Origin of the sequence: Cryobacterium sp. TMS1-20-1 (genome assembly GCF_004402355.1) — a bacterium.
In the GTDB taxonomy this organism is placed as follows: domain Bacteria; phylum Actinomycetota; class Actinomycetes; order Actinomycetales; family Microbacteriaceae; genus Cryobacterium; species Cryobacterium levicorallinum.
On record NZ_SOGF01000005.1, the window covers coordinates 1 to 4,313 of the forward strand.

The following is a 4,313-nucleotide window of genomic DNA, read 5'->3' on the forward strand; positions in this document are numbered from 1 at the left end:
CCGGGGACTTCGGTGCTTTCAGCTTCTCAGTTCGTTCTGTCATGACCATTAGTGTCACTCCTTCAAATAGATCCGCAACCCCTTACACAGACCATCTGACACCCTCCTCCGGGTGCATGAGAACACGGCGCGAAATCTGCTGTGTGTCAGCAAGCTGCTGCAGCACGACCTCCCCGCTACCCGGGCCAGGCTCGCCGACGGCACGATCAGCTACCGACATGTGGAGATCATTGTCAATAACGCCCTGTCGCTGCCCGACGGCGCCTGGGCCACCTTCGAAGCCGACGCCCTCACCGGGGTGGAAGACCTCACGGTCGGGCAGTTGAAGAAGCGGGCGATCACCGTGCGGGAACTTTCCCACCCCGAGTCGATCGTGAAGCGGCACAAGAAAGCACTGTGCGAGCGATGGTTCTCGGTCCTTCCCGCCCGGACGGCATGGCTTGTTTGGAGATGATCCTCAGCCAGGAAGACGCCGCCGCGATTAGCGACCGCGTCGACACCGTGGCGCGCAGCCTGCACAACGCCGCCGCAGTGGAGCCCGTCGACAGCCGAACGCTCGGCCAGCAACGCCTCGACGTGGCCGTCGACCTCCTGCTGACCGGAGTCACGGAGACCGGGCTCGGCGCCGGAGTACAGGGCCTGGTGAACGTGACCGTGCCGGTGCTGACCCTGATGGGCCTCAGCGACGAGCCCGGCACTCTCGACGGGTTCGGACCCATCGACGCGGAAACCGCCCGCCGAGTCGCCGCCACCGCGAAGAGCTTCACCCGCATCCTGATCCACCCGGAGACCAGCGTCGTGCTCAGCGTCGGCAAAACCCGCTACAAGGTCCCGGCCGACCTGAAAAAGTGGCTGGAGATTCGCGATGGCACCTGCCGGTTCCCCGGCTGCACCCGGCAAGCCCGGCACAGCGAAGTCGACCACACCCACGACTGGCAATACAACGGCGAAACCCGCTGGGACAACCTCGCCCACCTCTGCAAACGCGGACACCGCCTCAAAACCGAGTCCGGCTGGGACGTGCAGCAAGGCAACGACGGCATCCTGCACTGGATCAGCCCAGCCGGCAAACACTACGCGACCCACCCCGCCACCCGGCTCGGTCCCAACTCCGCCGCCGCCGCGAGCGAACGCAGCCCAGCAGATGACACCACCAAGCAGCCCGTCGATATCTGGGCCGACCTCACCGACCCCAACCACGACTGGGCCAGCACACCCTTCTAGAGCGACCTTGCAAGCGAACCGCCGGGGCGACCGAACAGGAACAGCAGGTGCGCCTCTGCCGTTCCGAGGAGTTCGGGGCCGCGACCGACGCGCCAGTCAGCATCCGTCGCCACCAACGTGCGAACGCGCAGTATGGCCTTGATCGCTGTCGGCGCGATCAAGCTCTGACGCAGGGCTACCGCGCCCGATACCGTCGGCGCCACCGACAGTGTGAGGCCGAGCGGATGCGCCAGGTCGAGGCCGTGCACCACGGCCTCGGTGAGCTCGGTAATGCCGTGGCGCCCGTGGCCGGCAGCCTTGTCCGCGGCGATCTGTCTGATCTGCGCGACGAGTTCGGCCGGGGATGCTTCGGCGGCAGCACGGCTCAGCACATCGATGGCTCGGTTGGGGTTGATTGAGTGTCCGAGATAGGCGCGTGCCGCGGTGCTGACCAGCTCGCGGTTGGAGCTACCCACCCGCCACACGATGTGGCCGGCAACATCCCGAACCCGCCAGTCCTTGCAGAGACTGGGCGTCTCCCACTGCTCGGCAGTGAGCCCGGCGAGCAGGTCGGCGCTCGCCGTGAGCGTGGTCACCAGATAGTCGCGCCAGTTCGAGTTGGCACCGGATTCGTCACCGACACGTCGCTGGCTGAGCGGCAGGTATTTCGACAAGTCGGCCATATCATTCAGCGTAGACGACAGCCATCGGTAGCACGCAGAAATACCACCCTAGGAACACCACTGCCCCGCCGACCGGAGTCGACGGGGCAGTGGCAGGAACACACCGCAGCCGCTGGAGAAGCTGCAGCACGTCAGAGTTGGACTGGTTGGCCTGGGCCGACATGGCGACGCCCGGCTGCGCAAGGATATTCTCCTGCGTGTGCTTGCTCAATCCGGCCCTGCCAGATCCTTGTCGTCGTTCTCCCGCTCCAGGTCACTGTCGAGATCGTCGATTTCCCGGTTCTCGTCGCTCCAGAACTCATTGGCGTCGCTCATGATCTGCCTCTCTGTCAGGTGAGCGCGGATATTTCGCAAGTCACGGTACCCCCGCGTCAGCGGGGCTTCAAGCAGGGTGAGCCATCTGGCCGGGCCGGTTTGGTCTACTCGGCACGGCGCAGCCCCGGTGTCGCGAGCAATTGGCCGTCGCGCAGCACGGCAAGCACGTCGATGGCGAACCGCGCGGTCATCTCGTTCAGCGTCGCTTCACCGCCGGCCACGATCGCCGTCGCGAGCACATCTGCCGTGACAATGTCGGCGGCGAACACGCTCACCTGACGAAACGGCGATAACTCCCCGTTCAGCGCCGTCCAGATGTGTTCGCCGCGTTCCGCGCTGCCCGACGTCGCTACCGCGCGAAGCGGATGCCGCAGCGGCACGCTGGCCAGCACGTCACCTCGGTCGGCCGGATTGACAATCGCCACGACCCACTCGGGATGCTCGGTGACCACTGCCGGAGCGGCCATCCGGTGCCCGGTCGACATCGCGCCGCCGGACTCCCACGCTTCAAACCGACCTTCCAGCTCGCCGCTGACCAGAACATCGCCGCCCGCATTGATGGACCAGTTGAGCAGACCCTGAGAGGTCAACGCCGCACCGGCCTCAGCTATCGCAAGTGCCTTCACCACCCCGGACAGGTCGATCACACCATCGGCGCGATGCGGTGTGAACACGCCATTGCTGCGGTCGCGCCAGGTCAGCGCGAGCGCGTAAGCGTCCCGCACACTCGCACTCGAATCCGTCAAACGGATGTCCCCACGCGCGATCCGGCTCAGCTCCGAGTCGTCCCGGTACAGGCTGAACCGCTCATCCCAGCGCCGAAACATCGCCTTGACGAGTTCTGCGGCTTCGACCCGAGCGCTCTCCCCCACTGTGTGCGCATCGGAATCGGCCAGCCGCAGGCTCACCATCGTGCCCATCGTCTCGAAAGTCAGCGCTGGCCAGGTGCGATCGACCGATACGCGGGCGGCCGTGCGGGCTGCCACCCGGGCGAACTCCACCGCGTGCGGCAGCACGGGCGGGGGACGCACCGGCGAGCTGGCGAGTGTGCGTTCGTGATCGGATCCGATGGCGGCCACGTTTAAAAGCCCGCCGTGTCGAGGGCGGATTGCAGGGACCGCAGGTAGCCCTGGGTCGTGTAGGTGGCGCCGCTGACGCTTTGCACGTTCGCGGACTGCGCGGCGAGCACCTCGGATCGCAGAATCGGCGCGGCCTGGTTGCTGATGGCGACCGATCGGCCGCCGCGGTTGGTCAGCTGCAGCGGAGTGACCGCGGTGATCGCGCCGTTGGCGATGGTCACCGACACCTGCATGTTGCCGAATTGGGTCTGCACCACCGCGCCGGTGAAGGTTCCGGACTGCGCGGCCGCTGACGCGGCAGCGGCTGACGCTGCAGTGTTCGCGGCGGCGGCCTGCGCCGCGGCATCCGTTGTGGCGGTCACTGTCGCAGCCGTCGCGGTGCCGCCGGTGGAGGCGGTCAGGCTCTGCGAGGCGTCGATCGCCTGGGAGCCCAGCTGCCAGCCTATGCCGACGATCGAGACGGAGGCCAGGGTGGCCAGGGCTACTGCACGTGCTCTCACCAGTCGAACCTTTCGTAGTGGATCTGCTTCTTGGGAACCCCGCCGGAACGGGCGTCGCGCACGACGGCGTCGGTCCACGGCCGGGGGCCGCAGATATAGATGTCGCTGCTGGTCAGTTCCGGCACGATCTTCTTCAGGGTGATCCCGGCTTTGGCGGCATCCGCTGGCAGCCAGGTGCTGACTCCCTTGGGTCGTTTACCGGCGATGACGCGCAGCTGGGCGCCGCGCAACCGGCAGAGGTCCGTCAGTTCGTCGACCAGGTAGGTGTCGCCGACGGAGTGCGAGCGGAGCAGCACGGTGGCGTGGCCCGGCGCGAACGAGACGGTTTCCAGCAGGGAGCGGATGGGCGCCACGCCGATGCCGGCCGCGATCAGCACGACCCGCGGCGACGTGCGGGCGTTTTCGGTGAACAGGCCATACGGGCCTCAGGGGTCCTGACATGGGCGGCTTGATTCGATATATTCCGGCGTAACTCAAAGCCGGTCTTTGATCGCATAGTGCATGATCAGGTCGGTGCCTGGATAGCGGGTTTC

6 protein-coding genes and 1 pseudogene are annotated in these 4,313 nt (G+C 66.5%); 2 read left to right on the forward strand and 5 right to left on the reverse strand.

Going from position 1 to position 4,313, the window contains the following annotated elements; translation table 11 throughout:
* Positions 1 to 112: 112 nt before the first annotated feature.
* Positions 113 to 807 (forward strand): annotated as a pseudogene (locus E3O45_RS17860) (DUF222 domain-containing protein); the annotation flags it as partial.
* Entirely contained in the window at positions 799 to 1,224 is a 426-nt protein-coding gene (locus E3O45_RS17865; protein ID WP_241985166.1) for an HNH endonuclease signature motif containing protein, read from the forward strand. The pseudogene E3O45_RS17860 and the gene E3O45_RS17865, both read left to right, overlap by 9 nt.
* Here E3O45_RS17865 and E3O45_RS00915 read toward each other — a convergent pair.
* From E3O45_RS00915 to E3O45_RS00935, 5 genes are all read right to left on the reverse strand, one after another.
* Positions 1,221 to 1,886, reverse strand: coding sequence for a maleylpyruvate isomerase family mycothiol-dependent enzyme (locus E3O45_RS00915; RefSeq protein WP_134441155.1), 666 nt, complete (start codon positions 1,884 to 1,886; stop codon positions 1,221 to 1,223). The genes E3O45_RS17865 and E3O45_RS00915 overlap by 4 nt on opposite strands.
* A gap of 1 nt (position 1,887) precedes the next feature.
* Entirely contained in the window at positions 1,888 to 2,097 is a 210-nt protein-coding gene (locus E3O45_RS00920; RefSeq protein ID WP_134441156.1) for a hypothetical protein, read from the reverse strand.
* 208 nt (positions 2,098 to 2,305) lie between these two features.
* Positions 2,306 to 3,280, reverse strand: a complete 975-nt coding sequence (locus E3O45_RS00925; RefSeq protein ID WP_370450282.1) for an FAD:protein FMN transferase — start codon at positions 3,278 to 3,280, stop codon at positions 2,306 to 2,308.
* Positions 3,281 to 3,282: 2 nt separating this feature from the next.
* On the reverse strand, positions 3,283 to 3,780 hold the full coding sequence (locus tag E3O45_RS00930) for an FMN-binding protein (RefSeq protein WP_241985165.1): 498 nt from the start codon (positions 3,778 to 3,780) through the stop codon (positions 3,283 to 3,285).
* Positions 3,777 to 4,157 carry a hypothetical protein gene (locus E3O45_RS00935; protein ID WP_166789349.1) on the reverse strand — a complete coding sequence of 127 codons (381 nt, stop codon included), beginning with the start codon at positions 4,155 to 4,157 and terminating at the stop codon, positions 3,777 to 3,779. Before E3O45_RS00935 ends, E3O45_RS00930 begins: the two co-directional genes overlap by 4 nt.
* Between the last annotated feature and the right edge of the window lie 156 nt (positions 4,158 to 4,313).

Coding starts and splice junctions, on each gene's coding strand:
- E3O45_RS00915 (WP_134441155.1), bottom strand. CDS start 1,886: ATGGCCGACTTGTCGAAATACCTGCCGCTCAGCCAGCGACGTGTCGGT.